The organism is Psychrobacter immobilis (assembly GCF_904846065.1).
GTDB classification, from domain to species: Bacteria; Pseudomonadota; Gammaproteobacteria; order Pseudomonadales; family Moraxellaceae; genus Psychrobacter; species Psychrobacter immobilis_H.
The window spans coordinates 2798882-2818624 of the sequence record NZ_CAJGZV010000001.1; the positions used below are offsets into that span (position 1 = coordinate 2798882).

The window sequence follows — 19743 nt, forward strand, 5'->3', positions numbered from 1 at the left end:
CTGTTTATAGGTTCATTTTATAGATGAATTTTATAGACCGAGTATGCTGATTAAATGACGCCTGATTAGCAATCCTTGCTAAGGCGTATCCTCATAATCAATAGCCGTTAAACACCGACAATCAATTAAAAAACAGCAAAAAATAAGACATGATAAAAGCAAGTATATAGGGGTAAAGTCGCCCTTATTTGCTTTATTCAACGACTTATCAGTCAAATATGGTTTTTGGGTTTACAGAACGATGACATACCATTGAACAGCAACCTTCAATCACCACCACCTGAATCACCGCTACTTGAGTCACTACCATCGCTATCGTCAAGATTATCCTGATCCCAAGAAGAATCCAAAGAAACTGGCGAATTGTCGCGGCTTCCAAACCAACTGGCGACTTTTATGACGATATAAAGGATCATAAGTCCAGCGATAATCTGTAGAAGAAGCATGGTTTATTCTTTATAAATAACAGGTGAGGTAAGTGAGAGACGGTATAGATGAGGGACAATCAAAACGCATGACTAGCATTCAATCGTAGATATTGATTACATTAATTCTGAGTGATTCATTGCGCTTTAGAGTTACTCATGGCTGTTCACTGCAGTGCCATAAGCGATGGCTTCAACCATGCTGCCCAATTGATTGATATTGCTAACTTCTAGACGTAAGCCGTAGATATGGTTATAGCCTTTGGCTTGTGCTTCGGTACGCATACGTACCAGAGCTTCGCGGCGGGCACGGTCGAGTAAGGTCTCGTAAGTGGTCAAGTTTTTGCCAAAGATGCTCAATACCCGAGCGATAATCATTTTGAAATAATCTTGGGCAATAACCACGCTACCAAGTACCAGCTCGCCCTCAGTATTGGCAACAAGTTTCGGCACATAAAAGCGCTCGCTTGAGACCATAATATGACTTAATTCTTGCTCTGCAATGCTTAACTGCGCGAGATGTTGGCGCTCATGACGCGACCCAAAGAACCAACCAGCAGCGAATAGTAAAATAAACGGTGCGTAATTGATAAGCATCTGGGTAAGGGAATTATTCATGGCACGTCTCTTGTCATAAACTGATCATAAACTTATCAGAAAAAAGCATCGATGCTTTAAGATTTGGTTAGCTAACCAAAAGGGTTGAAACGTGGCAAGTCATCGGTCGCTGTCGGTGCAGAATTTTGTAGATTTGGCTGTTGACCAGACTGATGATAAGAGTCGCTTGGTGGGGTTTGATAGACTTGCTGCGGCATCGGTATGGCTTTGACAGCAGTGCCATAGACAAACAATTCAGAAGCTCCCTGCGCGATGCTAGAGGTCGAAAAACGCAACCCCACAACTGCATCTGCACCCAAAGCTTCTGCTTTGACAATCATCCGATCGATCGCCTCTTGCCGTGACTCTTCTAACAGCTCGGTATAAGCCGTTAACTCACCACCGACGATATTCTTAAGTCCAGCAAACAAGTCTTTGCCGACATGTTTTGAGCGTACTGTACTGCCGTACACCACATCTAAACGCTCGGTGATTTGGTAGTTGGGCAAATGCTCAAGATTGGAGAGTTGCACAGTCATAATACGACCTTATCGGTAACGTTATATAGACAGCGTCAACTTGGATATAGACCAAACCACGCTGTCCGTATATTGATAAAAAAGGCTAATCGTTGGTATGGAACAACAAAAATAACTCGGTCAAATTGCCTTCGATGCTATTGGCCATTTGTGCCAGCTTGTCTTCATCTTTACGCATCTCTGCAAGCTCTGGATCTTCATCATCGATACCGCTTAGCAAAATCATTGGTAAGGTCAAGACAGCCACATCTTCAGCCGTCTCTTCATCTTCAAACCAATCGCTGGCTTCATCGCCATACATCGCATCGACAAAGCCAATGGACCAAGCAACGATATCTGATTCATCTGAAAAATCAACGGCCACTTCTTCATCACCCGCATCTTCGCCAAACGGTAGCTCAATAGGCGTCTCGTTTTTTAGCTCAGCGATAATAGAATCGCGCCAGCGCTGGATACCGTCGATGACGTTTTCTGGAATTTCACTAACATGACCTTCAAACAGTGCATCCAGCCAATTCGGTAATGGACGCCCAATGACTGTCGCTGTCAAAAAACCATGCGCGGCGACACTATCAAGCACAAATGGGCTCTCTTGATTGTCCAAATAGTCTAATAATTCATCGAAGCTTAGTTGGTTACTCATGATGTAATTGTCCTTGAAAGATAGAGTGCGGCTGTCGCCATAAACGATCGGTTAAGTGCAGAATAGTGGATAATTTGAAGGTAAAAATGGTTTCGGCAAAGCACCCAAACCATCTTTATAAAATAAGAATCATTGCATAGAGCGGGTGGCGAGCAACCGTCAAAAAATAACGATCGCGATATCATTAGCATTACACTGTCAGCTAATATGCCGTTATTAAAAGGCTTTAGTCGGCTTAAATGACTGAGCACTTTCACATTAGGCTATGACTTAAGTTTAAAAACTAAAGATCGTCATCTTCCCAGTCATCGCCATCTTCATCGAAATTGTCTATATCGTCTAGATCATCCTTTAGCTCTTTGGCCAAACGCTTTTCTTCTAGCAAATTATCGATCAGTCGACGCTTCTCAAGACTACTTAAGCGCGTACGCACGCTCGTCTCGGCCTCTTCCACCATCTTTGCATCATCATCGTCGACAAAATCATCATCAAAATCGTCGTCAATATCAGCGTCACTCATGACAAACTCCTATCATTTTTAGCAAGGGTATTAAGAATACATTAATATATATATGCCTTATAAAGTCTCTACTTCACGTTGTCAATGCTTTTTATTATTACTGCCTTATTTTTAGGCTGTTTAAAGATAACGACAGAGACAATATCTCAGACAATTGTATAGTAATAAGCGAATATAAGCAGCATTAAATAGCCAACTCATCTGCGCTTTCAATCATCAATACCGCATTGCGCACATCTGCTAAGCGTTGGATCATCGAATCATTACCACCATCGAACACCGCACATTCACGCTCATAAACCGTGGTTGGGCGCATGATACTCTGCACCTGTACATGGTGGCTGATTTGCTTGAGACCTGCATTGGGTAACAAAATCAGCATTTGCTCTTTTTTGCCGACACTGTGTAATAATTGCGTCATTGCTTGCGCCTGTGCATCATCGCTGACCCCTGCTTTAGCAGGTAGTGCAAAGCGGCTTAGCTCAATGTGCTTGTCATGGATGATTTTGTTAAGCATCAGATACAGCTTGCCAAGCATCACACCTGCTAACGCCACTTTGGCATGGCTATTGTCCGCCTTTAACAACACGCTAGCACCCGTGTCATCGAAACGCGGCTCGTTCATCGCGCTGACACCCAACAACAATGGCTGCTTGAGTAACTCGGTCACCGCTTGGTTCAATAGCTGCGTACATAATGCCAAGTAAGGTAAACGCTGAGCCGGTGCCAGACGCTCAAGCATATTGAACTCGTCATGGAATACAATCTGCACTCTCACACTGTCAAATGAGCGGGTGGCAGACAACCGAGAGGCGCTACCAGATTTAGGAGCGCGGCTTATCTCATCTTGGGCAGCACCATTTGCTGCATCATGCTCCGCTCGCTCTTCAGTCGTACTATCGATAGGCTGACTATCAGAGCCAGTGGTATCAGTCGCCGCTTGATTCTGTTGCGTTCTTAAATACTGGTTTACTTCACTATGTACATCCAATTTGTGTGCATTGGCTGGCTGACCGTCCGTCGCACTCTCTACAGAATGCTCCGATGTTTCTCTATCCGTATCCGTGGCACGGCGTTCAAACTCCCGATCATAACTGCGCTGATCGATTTGCATATACTGCTCACGATGCAAATCTTGAATATCGCGGCTAAGCGCGTTAATTTGCTCTTTGGTTGGACGGGCAAGGTAACCATAAACCAGCCAAAGCAACAAATGCAGCAGCATCGTACCGATGACGAACGGCCATTGCATAGCGATAATCTCGCCTTTGCTAATATCTTTTAATGTCAACGACACACTGCCAATCACCGAATCGCCATTAGTGGCAATCTGACGAATGGTATCACCTTGCTGCATGGGCGCATTGCCAACAGGCACCAAGATATCGTCGTTATTGTCTTTAATCAATATGCGCGTCACGTCTTGCTCGCTGGTATAGCGATTGGCAATGACACTTAAGCTGACACGGTCTTTATTTTCTAAAGACAACCTTGCTTCATCAATCAGCTGGGCGACCATCTGCTCGCCTTTTAACGCACGACTTTTGCTCAGCTGTTGATCGGTGCTGATGACCAATAACAACGTCTGCAAACAAAAACTAACCAGAAGAATAATGGCAAACAACCCTTGCCGCGGCGCTAAATACGTCATGATATGGTAAACTTTTTTGGATAAGATAAATTAAAAAAACAAGGCTATCCCTCATTTTTTGGCGAATTTAAAAAAACTATAATAGTACGCATCCTAATAAGTATGTATTGAACTTAAGTACCATAACCCGACACCTCTGTTGTTGCCTAAAATAACATTTACAACAAGGTTTGGTTACTTAAAAACTGCTATCTCAAATACTAATACTCAGGATAATCTACGGCACATTTGGTAAGCGGCGACTGCGAGCATTATTGTGGATATCATCATGAATACAGTCCGCTTATCTTATCTACTATATCACCATAATAAGTCTTATAGCGTTAGTAGATTTATAAATTTATCATAATAATCACATTCAATTTCAAATGATTTTTCAATGATTGCTGCCATCTTTAATCGACGGTGATACTTTGCGCGTCATCTATAGGCGCTGCCGAGTAAAGCTGCTATTATTCCCAATCTTATATGAGCATACAAGGGACCATTGAGCCATGCCACACAATACATCTTACTCGTTACCAAAAGACAGCAAAGCATGGCAACAAGCCGTTGACTCTATTGCGTCACTGTTACCAGATAACACGAACTTACAAGATTTTGATGCGCTACAGTCCCTGCCAGTTTTTGCTCTTATTGTTGTGCTACCGACCAAAGTATCGACGCTTGATATCCACCAGTATGTGCAATCATGGGTCGATGAACAGCCAAGCTGGCATTTGGTCACCGTCGCTGAAGATACTGACGCCAGTTTTGTCAATATTACCGTTTCTGATACAGAGCCAACGGCAGCAAACGCACAGCGCTTGCCTTTTACTCAAGCACAAGTGTTCCGCTATTTGTTGGTACCAGTCACTGATACGCTCATGCATCCTGGCAAAAAGACCGCGGCAGCTCACATCATTGATGATCAGCTGACCACGCGCTTGCGTCATGACTTGACCGAAGCTTATAACGATAGTCATCAAGCGAGCAGTGCTGAACGCTTGGATATTGTCGATTGCCATATTTTATCAGTCGGTCATATGCTACGTACCCACAAGCTTGCCTGCTTTGATATGGATTCCACCTTAATCGAGCAAGAAGTCATCGTTGAGTTGGCAAAAACAGCGGGCATCGGCGAAGAAGTCGAAGCCATTACGGAAGCGGCAATGCGCGGGGAAATGGATTTTGATGAATCTTTTGCCCAGCGGGTAGCGTTACTAAAAGGCATCTCGACCGATGTGCTGGATGATATCTGCAGCCGCCTAACACTATCAATGGGCGCTCGCACTACCATTAGTGCACTAAAAGCCTTGGGCTACCATACCGTACTGGTATCAGGCGGCTTTACCTACTTTGCGCGCTACATCGCTGAGCAATTAGGCATTGACGAAGTTCACGCCAACGCCCTAGATATCGACGAAGGGGAAGTCACTGGTCACGTACAGCTGCCCATCGTCAATGGTGCCAAAAAAGCGGCTATCGTTGAGCATACTGCTGAACGTTTAGGCATCGAAATGTCACAAGTGGTCTGTATCGGTGACGGTGCCAATGATTTACCGATGATGGCCATTGCAGACCTAGGCGTCGCCTATCATGCTAAGCCCATTGTCCAAGCACGTGCTGATGCCGCCATCAATGTCACAGGGCTTGAAGGCATACTTTATGCCCTTGGTTATCCAGCACTTGCGCCTGCTGAGTAACGACTACACTTGCAATACCATACCATGGAGCTAGGTTAGTGTTTTTAACATTAATCTGGCTTTTATGTCTTATTACATTGCTACATTGCCACAGTCAATTTTCGCATCACTGTCCTAGCATACTTAGCAGCATCGCATTAACTTTCACTGTGTTTTTAAATTAAAAAGGATTGTCCATGACGGCATCACCATCACCGCGGCAAAATGAGCCGTCAGCGCCACAACCACTGGATAAGAGCAGCACTGCTGCATCCTCCGATAGCCCAAAGCAGCTATTTGGGGTTTATATCAGAGGAATGGCCATGGGGGCGGCGGATATCGTACCGGGTGTCTCTGGCGGTACCATTGCGCTGATTGCCGGTATTTATGAGCGCTTGATTAACGCCCTGAGTAGCATCGGCCCCAATCTCTGGCAGATATTTCGACAGGAAGGCGGACTCAAAGGTTTGGTTTCGGTGTGGCGACAAGTTGATGCCACTTTTTTGTTATTTTTGTTATTGGGAATCGCCACCAGTTTTGCTACTTTAGCAGGTATCATCAAACACCTATTAGATAATCAACCGTTATTTATTTGGTCGTTCTTTTTTGGACTGGTTGTCGCAACAGTATTTATATTATTGAGTGAGATTCAGCGTTGGAATATAGGGCGGGCAGCACTATTCGTGACTGGTCTTGTTGCCGCTGTGGTCATTAGCAGCTTACCATTGCTCACGACCACACCAAGCTTGCCTTATTTGTTTTTTGCAGGAGCAGTCGCTATTTGTGCCATGATACTGCCTGGCATATCTGGGTCTTTTATCTTATTACTATTAGGTGCTTATGACGCAGTATTAGAAGCCGTACATAGCCTTAACTTTACGATAATCTTCACGGTCATTGCGGGTATGGCAACGGGATTGTTATTATTTACTCGCGCACTTAAATGGCTATTGTCTCGCTACTATCAGGCAACTTTGGCCTTGCTCACAGGTTTTATCGCAGGCTCGCTTGTGAAAGTATGGCCATGGAAAGTAGATGCGTTAGGCACGCTTAATAGTGACGCGATCAACAACGTAATGCCATGGCAATATCCTACTGGTCCACATTGGCTAACCACTGTAGGACTGATGCTGCTAGGCGCGATTTTAGTCTCACTATTGTCTTGGTGGGGCACTCGTAGCAATCGCGCTTAACCCTACCTTAAACCTGCATCAGTCTCTTTTTAAAATCCAAAAACCCTCCTATACACTCTTAATAATAAGCGCCCATCCTTGCGGCGCTTATGCTTAAACCTTGCCATACAAAACCATCAAAATGTGCTAAAAAACCAAACGTCAACGGTTGTCGCAAAGTCGCTTGTCCCCTCTTTAGCTTTGTTCCCCAAACTTTCATAATGACCCTATTGGAATTCACCTTATGAATAGCGAGATGAATGATGTTACTGACTATATTTTCGGTTATTGGTATAGAAACGTGGAGCACGGCGGCACTGCTTGGTTATAGCTTGCTGGCAGGCTTAATTTTAGCGCTTGCCTTATCCTCACAGCGCTGGCTGCTCTGGTATCTATTTGGTGGTATGGCATATTGGCTAACAGTTGAGGCGATTCAAAGCATTGTGGCGGGTCGTCCCATGCTATCAGAGCTGTCAGAATGGCACAGCTATATCATCGCCATGGGTATCAGTTGGTTGCCTTTAGCGGGCTGGGTGCTGTATCGGGCACTACGTTACGAGGATGTCAGTCAATCCGTTCAGCTGCAACGTCAATTGCAAGCGGCACGTTATATCGAGCACACGCCTGTTTATGATGACGACTACCAACCGCGCTTCCACTGATAGAGTCGCGTCTATATCAATGAGCGACGCTGTCAGGTTGGTTTATTCTCTACTTACGGTACTTTCACTTGCCTTGTATATAACCTGTATTACATTATCTTTATCCGACTGTATCTCGTCCAAAAATTACGATTAACCTGTCGTCAAATTCGCTCAATCTAGTATAGGTAGTGCGAGCATTCATTTTCGTTGCTATTCTCTTTTCTACCGTCATTTTTATAAATATTAACAACTGGTTTTAATCAAGATGACGTCATTGGATGTTACAAGATACTTAACGCTCTCTACGTAACTCCTAAAGAATAGCAACCTCTCTATCGTTTATAATCTAGTTATATATTTGTCGCAAAAATTGTTATAAAGTACGCATTATTTTGCGTCTCATTCTTTAGGAGTTCGATTATGTTTACTGTTCCTGTATTAGATATTAAATCTGATCCATTAGATGTGCTATTGGCTGTAATTGGCTATCGTTTGTCCATGCTTGCTGATAGTGATAACGAAGATGTGAAAGCACTATTCGCTGATCGCAATGTTACAATTGAGCTTGCCAGCACTGAAGCGGATATCGCCCGTTATTTTGTCTTTGATAATGGTAGCTTCAGCCAATACAGTGGTCATGCTAAAAAAGCAGACCTCACCATCAATTTCAAAGATTCGATGACAGGTGTTAAGCTTTTGACCAAAGGCAATCTTCCTGCCTTTATGACTGCTGTACAAGAAGGCAACCTCAGCATCGAAGGCGATTACAGCCTAATGATGTGGTTCAATAAGCTTGCTAAGCATATCGTGCCAGCTGTTCCAGAAGAATGTAAACCTTATATCCAAAAAGCCAAGCCTTATGCTTATAAAGCACAAAAACTTGCCAATCATTGGATTGGGGTTGCTAAGCACAAACTTGGTAAATCATAACGTAAATAGATCGACGTAAATAAAGAGAACAGATCACGATTATTTAGCGCTCAGTTACTTTACTCTTTCGCAGTGTTCTGACTTTCTAAAAAGGTTGCGGTATACTATATCGCAGCCTTTTTTATTATCTAAAATTTTATGGCTTTACACACAACTCTTTTAACCCCTATTCTCTTAAAAATGATTGTTTCAAAAACTATTATAAAAGGAATTATATGATGGCAGGATTACTTAACATCTCAGAGCCTAATGCCAGTAGCCCCACTGACACGTTCAATAATAAAAATAACAGCCACAGCGGCTTGAACAATGACTTTTTAAACAACTTAGCAATGGATGCCAGCAAAGCCAGCCAACAAATGACCCGTAAGCATAGCCGCGAAGAAGTCGCCGAACTGTTTGATTTGCCTTTGATGGATTTGTTGTTGCAAGCGCAAACGATACATCGGGCGCACTTCACTGCCAATGAAGTACAAATCAGTACTTTGTTGTCGATCAAAACAGGTAACTGCCCCGAAGATTGTGGCTATTGCTCACAGTCAGGTCACCACCGCGATACCACCAAACTACAAGCAGAGAAGCGCATAGAAGTCGATAAAGTCATTGCTGCGGCCAAACGTGCCAAAGCCAGTGGCTCGTCACGCTTTTGTATGGGTGCAGCATGGAAACATCCAAGCGCCAAAGACATGCCTTATGTGGTTGAGCTGATCAAAGGAGTCAAGGCCTTGGGACTTGAAACCTGTATGACCCTTGGTATGCTAGATACCAATCAAGCGACGCAACTGGCGGATGCTGGACTCGATTATTACAATCATAACCTAGATACCTCGCGTCGTTATTATGAGCAAGTCGTCAGCACGCGAAGCTATGACGAGCGCTTAGATACCATAGACAACGTGCGTAACTCCGGCATCAATGTTTGTAGTGGCAATATCGTCGGTATGGGTGAAAGCCGTGACGACCGTATCGATTGGGTACATGAGCTGCTAAAAATGCCCAAAGCGCCAGAGTCAATTCCGGTCAACTTGCTTGTGCCCATTAAAGGCACACCAATTGGCGACAAAGTATTGGAAGAAGGTCAACTGTCAGTGATTGAGTGGATTCGTACTATTGCCGTAGCACGTATTTGCTGCCCGACCAGCTATGTGCGTTTGTCTGCTGGCCGCGAAAGCTTGTCCGACTCTGAACAAGCCTTGGCCTTTATGGCAGGTGCCAACTCATTCTTTTATGGCGATAAACTGCTGACTACTGGCAATGCAAGCCAATCAGGCGATGACAGACTCATGCGTGAGCTTGGTCTAACAAAGCAATTTGCCGCGCCAAGAGCACCCAAAGTATTGCCTGTGATGGATGCGATGAGTGGTCATCAATCGCAAGTGGTGATGGCAGAGTAGCGTTTTTTATCGCTACCATTATTGGATAATCTGCGCTAAGCTTGCCGACATTATTGATAATAAAATATTAAATCGTAAGAGAGAATGTGATGGCAGATTATTTCAATTGGATTAAAGCGGCACATATTATATCGATGGTCTGCTGGTTTGCGGCGATATTTTATTTGCCACGCTTATTTGTCTATCATGCGATGAGTGACGACAGCATCAGCCACGAACGCTTTGCTATTATGGAGCGCAAGCTATATCGCGGTATTATGACGCCATCGATGATAGCCACATGGGTCTTCGGTCTATGGATGTTGGGGCTAGGCTGGGAGGTATATAAAACCCAAGGCTGGTTACACGTCAAGCTCTTATTAGTGGTGCTACTCTCTGGCTATCACGGTGCTTGTGGATTTTATCGTAAAAAGCTAATGGATAATCCGCATTATAAGACGCATAAATTTTGGCGCTGGTTTAACGAAGTACCAGTGTTTGCATTAGTCATTATCGTCATCTTGGTAGTAGTAAAGCCCTTCTAAAATTCAGTAAACAGGCTAGTAACTGATTTTTAGATCTGAACACCTCTAAACTAAAAGCGTCCGTTACTTATTAAAGTAACGGACGCTTTTTTTAGGACATCATAAATATGACACCTTAAACACTAGGGCGCATGATTTGATAGACATTACTCAAATCATAAACACGGTAACGCGCAGGTTCGCGGCGGTTTTCGCCCGCATAGCTGAGGATCAGTGCTTGCTTTGCGCGCTCATCAACCCAGCCGACAAACAGTCCACTATGCTCGACGCCATTATAGCCATGATTGATATAATAGAGCCAATCCCCAACTTCAATTTCGCCACTATTGGCATACGGACCTTGACCATAAGTACCTTTATGAATGGTATCGCGTGTCACCCCGGCGCGTTTAAACACGGCATTGAGATAGTCCCAGCAGCCACCTTGAATGATCGCACGCTCGTTCAGCGCCATCTTGCGGGCGGTGCTAACCACTTCACGTGCGGCCAAACTACTCTGCCTCTCCGCATTGCTCAGTAACGGTAAATACTCGCTATCGACATTATCATAATTACCCGATAAAAAAGCGGGCATCACTGCTGGTGCTTGACGCGCTACTTCAGGATAACGATAGGATGTCTGAACCACTGGTGGAGTACTGGCAGAATTTGAGAGATAAGTTCCTGCACGTTGAATGGTAGAACGAGTACTGACTTTGGCAGAGGGCACGGAAGAGTATGAAGGTGAAGCATAATCAGACTGGACGGACTTTTGGGCAATGAGTGCGCTCATACTATCTGCCTGAGCTTGACTGACGACGCCAAAAGTTAATAAAAATAAGCTACACGACGCTGAAACCAACGATATGGGCAAACACGACATGGGCTAACTCCTTGCCAATAAAATATAAATCATCGCATAAATGACAATCGAACATTGCAGGCTTACTTATAAACTATTTCGCTAGGCGTCTGCAAGCTTTGTGAATACATTCTCAAACCCAAATGCATTATAAGAAAACCTTAAGACCGCCTTACCATTTAAATTTAGTTGAGTTATTATTCATCCAAACGATAAAAAACTTAGGAAATAGCGTGTTATCGATTAAAAAACTGATTATTGTTTGTATTTTTATACCCACTTCTATGGTTTATGCCAATGAAGAGTGCGTCAAACCGTCAGTGAATGGTGCTACCTACGTAGGCTGTTTACGCGAAGATAAATTAACGGTGGCAACGCTTGATAACACCTTATGGGCTTTAGTCAATGAAAATGGGGTGCTGTTAACAGATTATACGTTCGACAACTTTATTGATATTAATGACACGCTATTAGGGGTGGCTAGTGGCAGTAAAAAAGGTATCATCAACAAACAAGGAAAACAGATTTTACCGACCGTTTATGATGGCATTACGCTCTATGACAATCACTACTTTCGTCTAAATCAAGACGGAAAGTATGGAGTGGCTGATCCTCTTGGAAACATCGTATTGCCCTTGGAGTATGATTGGGTTGACAGTCTAGATAATGACCACAATCACAATCGAGCCTTGATTTCAAAACAGGAGAAAAAAGGGTTAATTGACGAAAAAGGTCATATTGTCTTACCTGCAAAATACGACCGCTTATTTTGTTGTAGAGAGCCTTATTACGGCAAAGTTGCTATAGGTAACCGATATGGTCTAACCAACGAACTAGGAAATCTACTGAGCCCAATTGAGTATCAAGAGATTAAAACTTTTTCGCATCGTCCTATGATGCTAAAAGCAAAGAAGGAGGACAAATGGGGGCTCCTAGATTTAAAAGGCAATATTCTACATCCCTTTGAGTTTGACCAACTACCTAGCTTCTATCCCGATGAGGTTGGAATAGAAACATTCAAAAAAGATGGCAAGGTTGGCTTTATTAATAACGAAGGTAAGATTGTATCGTCAGCCAACTACGATAACATCTCCGTTTTTGACGATAAAAAATACGAATTAAAAAACGACAATCTTTACGGCCTTGCCAACTCCGCGGGTCAACTTATCGCTCCAGTTGAATACGCTGATATTAGTACCGTCGATGAACAAGATTTGAGAGTGGTTGAAAAAAACAAAAAATACGGTCTCATTAATGGTGCTGGCGAAATCATTTTAGCAGTAGAATACGATAAATTGGGATATCCAGATGATGAATCAGGTGTTCGAACGATCAGGAAAGAGGACAAGTACGGGCTTATCGATCGTCACGGCAGCATCCTGATACCCCCTGAATATGATATGCTAATTTGCTGTTATGCAAATGGCTATGGCTCTATCGCAAAAGGCCATAATCAAGGAGTCATTGATTCGTCTGGGAAGATATATTTGTCTGATGACTATGATTATGAAGGCGTCTCACTCAATGGGCTATTTTTAGTGGCACGTGATGGTCTACAAGGTTTGGCTAATAAAGAAGAACAGCGCATGACTCCTATCGCATATGAAGATATATCTCCATTTAGTGATGGCCTATCAGCAGTTCAAAAAGACGGCAAATGGGGATATATAAATACTGCTGGAACGCTGGTCATTAAAAACATTTATAAGCGTGCACAAGCATTTCATGACGGTATTGCGGTTGTCAAAATAGACAATAAAAACTGGTTTATTGATAAACAAGGTCGTAAGGTTTTACCGCTACCCTTTGACAGGATTACTTATAATAATCCCAACCGCTACAGGGTCAGTAAAAACAGTAAGACTGGTATGATAGATGTGAAAGGCAACGTGCTTATACCGCCCATGTACAATAGACTGATGCAAATTGGGGCGCAGACCTACTTTGCGGCAAAACCAAACGCATGGGGTATGATAAGTTCCACCAATAAGACCATAGTGCCTATCAAATACCATGATATAAAAGAGTTTAGTATATTTGATAGTGCAACGACAGATAGTATGACGACCACAATGGTAGGGTTTTCTGACCCAGGAGACTGGCGCCTATATGATGCTCAAGGCAAGCGCCTTCATCCTGATAAGCGGTTCTCTAAAATCACAGCATTAAATAATGACAGCATTGTCGTTCAGTCAGAAGAAAAATGGGGATTAATTGACGCTAAAGGAGAAATCATCATTCCTATAGACTTTGAAGACGAGCCGCTCGATTACGGCTATAAGGATGAATTACACTTTGTAAGCGATAAGCAAACATTCATTTTCAACAAAAAAACGAAAGAATCTATTCTTATAGAGAAGCTACCTTAATAAATTAAAGCCACAAAATAAAGTAACTCGCTGAGTATTTCAGATATTCGGTGAGGTTCAAGTGATTGCGTTACGTCATTACATATTATGATGTCTAAATACCATGCTAGATTTTTAATGCTAGGGCGTATTATCACCCATCTTGATATTCACATGGCGCTTGCCCAATGCTTGACCTTGCAAAATAGCTTTGGCAGCGGTTGCCTCTTGGATACTATCAAAGCCGCTAATATGGTATTTGCGTATATCATCACAATCAACAATCTGTAATTGCTCACCAATAAGCATGACTTTATCACCGTCGGTCAACTGAATATGCTGACGCTTACCTTGATTGTCATGCACCAGCTCACCCGCATGCAGCCACAAGATGCCGCTGCTGATGACACCAGCCATGGCTTTTTTCTGTTGTTGGCGTTTTCGATTAAAGATAAAGCTACCAATAATCAGTAGCGCCAATGCCCCTATAGCCAGGCGCTCAGGCAGCAGACTCATTGCCAAAGCAACCGCCACTGCTCCTATTAATAATGCTGAGCCAAACCAAAACATGCCATCTTCAGTCGTTTTGGGCTGATCTTGTAGCGTGATTTTGGCACCATCGTCTGTCAGCTTGAGCATGCATGACTACCTGTTACAGAGTAATAAGAAAGTAAGAATTTAATGAAAATACGATGAGCAAGTAGTCATCAATAGGACTACCAACCCAAGGCTGTTTTTTGCATGGCAATCAACTCAGCGATGCCTTTTTCGGCAAGAATCAGCATATCGTCGGCTTGAGCGCGGGTAAATGGCTTTTCTTCCGCTGTTCCTTGTAGCTCAATAAATTCGCCTTTTTGGGTCATAACCACATTCAAATCGGTATCACAGCTGGCATCTTCTTCGTAGTTTAGATCTAGATACGCTTTGCCGTCTTTCATACCAACAGAGACCGCAGCGACCAAACCAATCAGTGGATCTGCCTTGAGTTTTTTGCTTTTTTGGATACTCTCTAATGCATCGATAAGCGCAATAGCAGCCCCTGTCACACTAGCAGTACGAGTACCGCCATCGGCTTGCAAAACATCACAATCAAGATAAATGGTATTTTCACCCAGCTTACTCAAGTCAATCATCGCTCGTAAGCTACGACCAATCAAACGCTGGATTTCTTGGGTACGACCTGATTGTTTACCACGTGCCGCTTCACGTTGGTTACGAGTATTCGTCGCGCGTGGCAGCATGCCATACTCAGCAGTGATCCAGCCTTTGCCTTTACCTTTGAGCCAACGCGGAACGCCAGATTCAACACTAGCGGTACACAATACTTTGGTATCACCAAAGCTGACTAACACTGACCCTTCGGCATGCTTAGTATAATGGCGCTCAAAGCTGATCGAGCGAAGTTGGTCAAGCTCACGATTGTCAATACGCATAAAAATCCCTAGTACAATGTTTTAAAGGCTGTGTCATAAAATGAGGTGTCTGTCATTATGTGGCTAACCGTCATTTATCTAGCAAACTGTTAATAAGCTAAAATAAATAATGATTGGATGCCATAGCAGACGTAAATATTGAGATATCCTAACGTGGCAGCGGCGCAATAGCAAGATTCGTTCTAGCTATTGCGCCGCTACTTGAGCCAGTAATTGGCTTAACAAAGAAATAGCACCAACTTTATTCTAACCCTTCCATCTTACGCAATTCTTTACGCAGGATTTTACCCACGTTTGATTTTGGTAATTCATCGACGAACTGTATGTGACGCGGACGCTTGTAGCCAGTCAGTTGCTTTTTGCCAAAATCAAGCAACTCTTGCTCAGTCACATCACCTTTTTTGACCACAAACAACTTTGGTTCTTCACCGCGGTCATCGTTTGGAATACCGATAGCGCCGCATTCTACCACAGCTGGATGCTCGCTCATGGCTTCTTCAATTTCGTTAGGATAAACGTTAAAACCAGAGACCAAAATCATGTCTTTTTTGCGATCGACGATTTTGATAAAGCCTTTTTCGTCCATGATGCCGATATCGCCAGTTTTTAGAAAGCCATTGGCAGTAAACGTTTCAGCTGTTTCCTCTGGACGATTTTGATAACCTATCATTACCTGCGGACCTTTGACACAAATCTCGCCGCGATCACCCAATGCGACTTCATTTTCATCATCATCGATCAGTATTATATCGGTGCTAGAGGCAGGAATACCAATTTTACCCGTGAACTCAGCAATGGTCATCGGGTTAAAAGCAGCCACTGGTGAGGTTTCTGACAAACCATAACCTTCCACGATAGGCAGACCAGTGATTTTATGCCACTCTTTTGCCACGCTTGGCAAGACAGACATACCGCCACCGATAGACGCTTTTAGGTTAGAGAAATCTAAGTCTGCAAAGCCGTCTTTGTGTACTAGACCGTTAAACAAAGTATTCACCGCAGGGATAAAGGCGGGCTTGTATTTGGCCATGTCTTTAATTAGACCATCAAGATCACGAGGGTTTGGGATAAGCAAGCCTGCATAACCTCGGTACATGCCATACATGCCGCAGACCATAAATGAGAATACATGATATAGCGGTAGTGCCGTCAGGATGACATCATTGGCATCAACATCATCATCAAATGCACTGTCCATCAATGCACTAATCTGTAGCATATTGGCAACTAAGTTACCGTGCGACAGCATTGCACCTTTGGCAACCCCTGTCGTACCGCCCGTATATTGCAATAATGCCACGTCGCTTAAATTCAAATCAGGGCGTTTATATTTGCTGGCTGATACTGCATTTAAAGCGTGCTTAAAACTCACGCTGTTTGGCAGGCTATAAGCCGGAATCATTTTTTTGACATGGCGCGCAACGAGGTTAACGACGGCTCCTTTCACTGTTCCTAGCATATCGCCAATCTTACAAACGATGACGTGCTCAACCTGACCTTTGTCTTCCGCCTCTTGATAAGTGTTCGCAAAGTTCTCTACGATAAACAGGGCTTTGGTGCCACTATCATGCAGCTGATGCGATAACTCTCGGCTGGTATATAAAGGGTTAACGTTGACCAACACCATACCTGCACGGATGATTCCCAAAGCAACCACTGGATATTGCAGGAGGTTGGGCATCATCACCCCAATTTTATCACCTGTTACCAAGCCTAATGATTGTAAGTAACTGGCAATTTGGCGACTGTATAAATCCAATTCCTTAAAGCTGATCGATGCACCCATACAAATATAGGCCGTTTTTTTCCCATAACGGCTAAAGTTACGCTCAAACACATCAAGTAAAGAGGTATTGTCATCAGGCATATCGATAGTCGCATCAATGCCATAACGCTCATAAGTTTTCAACCAGGGGCTGTCACTATCTATCGTCGGCATAGTAGGAAATACGCTGTCTTTATTATTCATTGCAGCATTATCGTTTGTGGTCTCTTTATTGATACTGTCGGTCATAATTTTCCCTAAATGTTACCGTTAAAAACGTAGAATAATCTAATGAAAACACCATTATTTTTTGTGATTGTTCAGTGACAGCAGAAGCTTGTGAATAAAAAATGTGGTAACAAAAAAGGTTTGTCATTCACAAGCTTTGTCAATCAAAGCGCAACGTTAAGTCCTTGATAAATAGCACAATAACTCGGCATTGCCGAATTAAAAACCACATTATTCCTGATAGTTTTATCAGAGATATAGCGCAAAACTAACGTCATCTCGTCGATAAATAGACAAATATGTCGGTAAGCACTATAGCAGTTTTGCTAAAAATTCTCTATCTCTACCTGACTGGGTCATAGGGACAAAAAAAGCAATAAATACAAAAAATGATAAGGCAGCATACCAGCAACCTTACCATTTTTGGATCACGACACCCAGTATCACAACCACCACTATCACGACAACTTAGCATCCTGATAGTTTCTTGCAGATTTAATTCGTAGCGTTAGTTGGTAGCTTTAGTTTTTATCATTAGTATCGTGGTGACTTATCATGATGACGTTACGAGTGCCTAACAAACAGTAGCAGACACTCATAAAAATACTCTGGCGCTGAAAGCTAGCTGATTAACCGTGGTTCTTTTCTTCCAACACGCGCAAATCTTTATGTAAAATCTTACCGACATTTGATTTTGGTAATTCATCGATGAACTCAACATAACGAGGACGCTTATAACCAGTTAAATTCTCTTTGCTATAAGCAAGCACTTCTTCTTTAGTCAAACTGTCATCACTACGCACGACATAAATCTTTGGTACTTCACCGCTCTTTTCATCTTCGATACCGATGACACCGCACTCCAAAATCTTTGGATGACCTGACATCACATCTTCGACTTCGTTTGGATAGACGTTAAAGCCAGATACCAAAATCATATTCTTTTTACGATCAACGATTTTAAAGTAGCCTTCTTCATCCATCACGCCGATATCACCCGTACGGAAATAACCGTCAGAGGTCATGACTTCAGCGGTGGCATCATCACGTTTCCAATAGCCTTTCATAACCTGCGGACCACGAACACAAATCTCGCCACGCTCACCCAGTGCGACCTCATTGCCTTCTTCATCCAAGATAGCCATGTCTGTCGCTGGCATCGGCAGACCAATATTGCCTGAGAATTCGCCCGTACCTTCTGGGTTTGCTGACGCCACAGGAGACGTCTCTGACAGACCATAGCCTTGCACGATCACATTACCAGTAATTTTTTGCCATTTGTCAGCGGTGTCTTTTAATACTGCCATGCCGCCGCCCATAGACATCTCAAGTTTGCTATGATCTAAGGCTTTAAATGGATCGCTATTTGCTAAAGCATTAAACAGCGTATTAACTGCTGGGAAAAACGCTGGTGGATAATCTTTATAAGCTTTGATTAAGCTTGCGCCGTCACGTGGGTTTGGTACCAGTAACCCGATACAGCCGCGATATAAGCCAAACATGCCGCAAACGGTGAATGAGAAGATATGATATAGCGGCAAGGCAGTCATGATAACTGGCTGCTCATCCATACCTTCAAACTTATCAAAAGCATCGCCAAGATAGGTATCACATTGAATCAGGTTGGCGACTAAATTACCATGCGTGAGCATCGCCCCTTTAGCAACACCTGTGGTGCCGCCGGTATATTGCAAAACGGCAATGTCATCAAGGCAGATGTTATCTGGACGTTTATAATTTTTGGCTGAGAAGCGATTCAGTGCTGTTTTGAAGCTGGTGCTGGTTTTAAGATTATAGTCAGGTACAAGCTTCTTCACGTGACGCACGACCATATTGACGATAAAGCCTTTCAATGGACTCATCAAATCACCCATCGACGTCACGATGACATGGTCAACCAAATCCTTACCAATGTCTTCATAGGTTTTGGCGAAGTTTTCTAAAATAAATAATGCTTTGGTATCAGAGTCTGTTAGTTGATGCTCAAGCTCTTTTGAGGTGTAAAGCGGGTTAACGTTAACCAAGGTCATGCCAGCACGCAGCACACCCAATACGGCAACCGGTAGCTGCAAAATATTTGGCATCATGACGCCGACTTTATCGCCTTTTTTTAACCCAAGTGATTGCAAGTAGGCAGCAATTTGTTTGCTATAACGATCTAAATCTTCGTAGGAGAGTTTTGCATCCATACAGACAAACGCTGTCTTACCAGCGTGCTTCGTAAAATTCTGCTCAAATATATCGATTAAAGAAGTATTAGCGGCTGGCATCTCAATGTCGTATTGAATACCAAGCTTTTCATAAGTTTTGACCCATACTTTATCGTTACGACGAATTAGGTTACTGTGATTTTCCATAATCTTTTCTCTCCTAGTAATAGTACGCTACCGTCAACCCATGCGAATCACAGTGTGATAAAAATATA

General features: G+C 43.2%; 18 protein-coding genes. 7 read left to right on the forward strand and 11 right to left on the reverse strand.

Going from position 1 to position 19743, the window contains the following annotated elements; all coding sequences use genetic code 11:
* Positions 1-266 precede the first annotated feature (266 nt).
* The 6 genes from JMW64_RS11645 to JMW64_RS11670 form a co-directional block, all read right to left on the reverse strand.
* Entirely contained in the window at positions 267-446 is a 180-nt protein-coding gene (locus tag JMW64_RS11645) for a hypothetical protein (RefSeq protein WP_201554802.1), read from the reverse strand.
* Positions 447-578: 132 nt separating this feature from the next.
* Positions 579-1043, reverse strand: a complete 465-nt coding sequence (locus JMW64_RS11650; RefSeq protein ID WP_201554804.1) for a YbjQ family protein — start codon at positions 1041-1043, stop codon at positions 579-581.
* A 71-nt stretch (positions 1044-1114) separates the two neighbouring features.
* Positions 1115-1561 carry a YbjQ family protein gene (locus tag JMW64_RS11655; RefSeq protein WP_060491846.1) on the reverse strand — a complete coding sequence of 149 codons (447 nt, stop codon included), beginning with the start codon at positions 1559-1561 and terminating at the stop codon, positions 1115-1117.
* Positions 1562-1646: 85 nt separating this feature from the next.
* Positions 1647-2204 (reverse strand): YecA/YgfB family protein, encoded by a 558-nt coding sequence (locus tag JMW64_RS11660; protein WP_055124803.1) that lies wholly within the window; start codon positions 2202-2204, stop codon positions 1647-1649.
* A 283-nt stretch (positions 2205-2487) separates the two neighbouring features.
* Positions 2488-2724, reverse strand: a complete 237-nt coding sequence (locus tag JMW64_RS11665) for a PA3496 family putative envelope integrity protein (protein WP_087814751.1) — start codon at positions 2722-2724, stop codon at positions 2488-2490.
* A 184-nt stretch (positions 2725-2908) separates the two neighbouring features.
* The gene (locus JMW64_RS11670) at positions 2909-4375 is read right to left on the reverse strand and encodes a hypothetical protein (RefSeq protein WP_201554806.1); all 1467 of its coding nucleotides are present in this window, start codon (positions 4373-4375) and stop codon (positions 2909-2911) included.
* 494 nt (positions 4376-4869) lie between these two features.
* Here JMW64_RS11670 and serB point away from each other — a divergent pair, with 494 nt between their 5' ends.
* The 6 genes from serB to hemJ all read left to right on the forward strand — a co-directional run bounded on the left by serB (position 4870) and on the right by hemJ (position 10703).
* Positions 4870-6060, forward strand: coding sequence for a phosphoserine phosphatase SerB (gene serB / locus JMW64_RS11675; RefSeq protein WP_060491848.1), 1191 nt, complete (start codon positions 4870-4872; stop codon positions 6058-6060).
* A gap of 176 nt (positions 6061-6236) precedes the next feature.
* Positions 6237-7232: a DUF368 domain-containing protein gene (locus tag JMW64_RS11680; RefSeq protein ID WP_201554808.1), complete on the forward strand. Its 996-nt coding sequence runs from the start codon at positions 6237-6239 to the stop codon at positions 7230-7232.
* Between the two features lie 239 nt (positions 7233-7471).
* Entirely contained in the window at positions 7472-7873 is a 402-nt protein-coding gene (gene aciT / locus JMW64_RS11685; protein ID WP_227694203.1) for an AciT family ciprofloxacin tolerance protein, read from the forward strand.
* A gap of 402 nt (positions 7874-8275) precedes the next feature.
* Entirely contained in the window at positions 8276-8785 is a 510-nt protein-coding gene (locus JMW64_RS11690; RefSeq protein WP_055124808.1) for an SCP2 sterol-binding domain-containing protein, read from the forward strand.
* A 332-nt stretch (positions 8786-9117) separates the two neighbouring features.
* Positions 9118-10179, forward strand: coding sequence for a biotin synthase BioB (gene bioB / locus JMW64_RS11695; RefSeq protein WP_406947506.1), 1062 nt, complete (start codon positions 9118-9120; stop codon positions 10177-10179).
* A gap of 89 nt (positions 10180-10268) precedes the next feature.
* Positions 10269-10703, forward strand: coding sequence for a protoporphyrinogen oxidase HemJ (gene hemJ, locus JMW64_RS11700; RefSeq protein WP_045453451.1), 435 nt, complete (start codon positions 10269-10271; stop codon positions 10701-10703).
* Between the two features lie 115 nt (positions 10704-10818).
* Here the strand turns inward: hemJ and JMW64_RS11705 are convergent, their stop codons facing one another.
* A complete protein-coding gene (locus tag JMW64_RS11705) occupies positions 10819-11565 on the reverse strand; it encodes a hypothetical protein (RefSeq protein ID WP_201554810.1) in 747 nt (248 codons plus the stop codon).
* Between the two features lie 212 nt (positions 11566-11777).
* On the opposite strand from JMW64_RS11705, the gene JMW64_RS11710 reads away from it, so the two are divergent.
* Positions 11778-13913, forward strand: coding sequence for a WG repeat-containing protein (locus JMW64_RS11710; protein WP_201554812.1), 2136 nt, complete (start codon positions 11778-11780; stop codon positions 13911-13913).
* 120 nt (positions 13914-14033) lie between these two features.
* Here the strand turns inward: JMW64_RS11710 and JMW64_RS11715 are convergent, their stop codons facing one another.
* The 4 genes from JMW64_RS11715 to JMW64_RS11730 form a co-directional block, all read right to left on the reverse strand.
* Positions 14034-14531, reverse strand: coding sequence for a hypothetical protein (locus JMW64_RS11715; RefSeq protein WP_201554814.1), 498 nt, complete (start codon positions 14529-14531; stop codon positions 14034-14036).
* A gap of 77 nt (positions 14532-14608) precedes the next feature.
* Complete coding sequence (gene rph / locus JMW64_RS11720; protein WP_045443953.1) at positions 14609-15325, reverse strand: ribonuclease PH; 717 nt, start codon at positions 15323-15325, stop codon at positions 14609-14611.
* A gap of 241 nt (positions 15326-15566) precedes the next feature.
* Positions 15567-17339 (reverse strand): AMP-binding protein, encoded by a 1773-nt coding sequence (locus tag JMW64_RS11725; protein WP_201554816.1) that lies wholly within the window; start codon positions 17337-17339, stop codon positions 15567-15569.
* A gap of 608 nt (positions 17340-17947) precedes the next feature.
* A complete protein-coding gene (locus JMW64_RS11730) occupies positions 17948-19675 on the reverse strand; it encodes an AMP-binding protein (protein WP_201554818.1) in 1728 nt (575 codons plus the stop codon).
* Positions 19676-19743: the final 68 nt, after the last annotated feature.

Excerpts from the sequence above, each read along its gene's own strand:
- JMW64_RS11680 (WP_201554808.1), top strand. The coding sequence starts at position 6,237 with ATGACGGCATCACCATCACCGCGGCAAAATGAGCCGTCAGCGCCACAA.
- JMW64_RS11655 (WP_060491846.1), bottom strand. The coding sequence starts at position 1,561 with ATGACTGTGCAACTCTCCAATCTTGAGCATTTGCCCAACTACCAAATC.
- JMW64_RS11660 (WP_055124803.1), bottom strand. The coding sequence starts at position 2,204 with ATGAGTAACCAACTAAGCTTCGATGAATTATTAGACTATTTGGACAAT.
- aciT (WP_227694203.1), top strand. The coding sequence starts at position 7,472 with ATGATGTTACTGACTATATTTTCGGTTATTGGTATAGAAACGTGGAGC.
- bioB (WP_406947506.1), top strand. The coding sequence starts at position 9,118 with ATGGATGCCAGCAAAGCCAGCCAACAAATGACCCGTAAGCATAGCCGC.
- rph (WP_045443953.1), bottom strand. The coding sequence starts at position 15,325 with ATGCGTATTGACAATCGTGAGCTTGACCAACTTCGCTCGATCAGCTTT.
- JMW64_RS11730 (WP_201554818.1), bottom strand. The coding sequence starts at position 19,675 with ATGGAAAATCACAGTAACCTAATTCGTCGTAACGATAAAGTATGGGTC.
- JMW64_RS11665 (WP_087814751.1), bottom strand. The coding sequence starts at position 2,724 with ATGAGTGACGCTGATATTGACGACGATTTTGATGATGATTTTGTCGAC.
- JMW64_RS11670 (WP_201554806.1), bottom strand. The coding sequence starts at position 4,375 with ATGACGTATTTAGCGCCGCGGCAAGGGTTGTTTGCCATTATTCTTCTG.
- JMW64_RS11725 (WP_201554816.1), bottom strand. The coding sequence starts at position 17,339 with ATGACCGACAGTATCAATAAAGAGACCACAAACGATAATGCTGCAATG.
- JMW64_RS11650 (WP_201554804.1), bottom strand. The coding sequence starts at position 1,043 with ATGAATAATTCCCTTACCCAGATGCTTATCAATTACGCACCGTTTATT.
- serB (WP_060491848.1), top strand. The coding sequence starts at position 4,870 with ATGCCACACAATACATCTTACTCGTTACCAAAAGACAGCAAAGCATGG.
- JMW64_RS11715 (WP_201554814.1), bottom strand. The coding sequence starts at position 14,531 with ATGCTCAAGCTGACAGACGATGGTGCCAAAATCACGCTACAAGATCAG.
- JMW64_RS11705 (WP_201554810.1), bottom strand. The coding sequence starts at position 11,565 with ATGTCGTGTTTGCCCATATCGTTGGTTTCAGCGTCGTGTAGCTTATTT.
- JMW64_RS11645 (WP_201554802.1), bottom strand. The coding sequence starts at position 446 with ATGCTTCTTCTACAGATTATCGCTGGACTTATGATCCTTTATATCGTC.
- JMW64_RS11690 (WP_055124808.1), top strand. The coding sequence starts at position 8,276 with ATGTTTACTGTTCCTGTATTAGATATTAAATCTGATCCATTAGATGTG.
- hemJ (WP_045453451.1), top strand. The coding sequence starts at position 10,269 with ATGGCAGATTATTTCAATTGGATTAAAGCGGCACATATTATATCGATG.